Source organism: uncultured Shewanella sp. (assembly GCF_947501665.1).
In the GTDB taxonomy this organism is placed as follows: domain Bacteria; phylum Pseudomonadota; class Gammaproteobacteria; order Enterobacterales; family Shewanellaceae; genus Shewanella.
Genome location: NZ_CANMWS010000083.1, coordinates 1 through 586 on the forward strand (window position 1 = coordinate 1; position 586 = coordinate 586).

The following is a 586-nucleotide window of genomic DNA, read 5'->3' on the forward strand; positions in this document are numbered from 1 at the left end:
AAAGAGGTCAATTTCCCCTGAATGTTCAGCATCAATCAGTCGCGCTAAGGTGTCTTGGCAAGCTAAAAAATCTTCCTCAGAGCGCTTGTTTTTTAATGAATGTCTGGCTCGTTTATGACTATAGTTAAATTTTTTTGAGTATTCTTTTAAGGGTTGATTGACTAGCGGTTTTTCCTGTCTCTAATGCCATATTCGATTGGGCGTGTTTAAGTTGGTAAGGTTCCTCATCAACCAGTTCTTTTAGTCGTTGATTTTCATCACATGTATAGATTGTCGGGCGTCCAGTACGTTTACCGTCATAAAGAAAGGCGATACCTAATTCAAACCATTGATCGAACCAGAGAGACACCGTAGCCGAGCGCACCAATAATAGCTGTGAAATTTGTTTGATACTAAAGCCATGATAACTGCTCAATATTGCATGGGCTCGAACTCTACAGCGATGTTTGGGATGATGCTTGAACGCTGCTTCTAGCGTGGTGAACTCATGAGTTGACAGAGATCTAACTTGTTTCATTTATAAAAAGCAATGGTATATATCATAATGATATTTATATAAAAATGATTACATGAATGCAAGCATCAG

At 38.6% G+C, this 586-nt stretch carries 1 protein-coding gene; it reads right to left on the reverse strand.

The window, feature by feature from the left end; all coding sequences use genetic code 11:
* Positions 1-124: 124 nt before the first annotated feature.
* Entirely contained in the window at positions 125-517 is a 393-nt protein-coding gene (locus tag Q0976_RS24010; protein ID WP_299497391.1) for a helix-turn-helix domain-containing protein, read from the reverse strand.
* Positions 518-586: the final 69 nt, after the last annotated feature.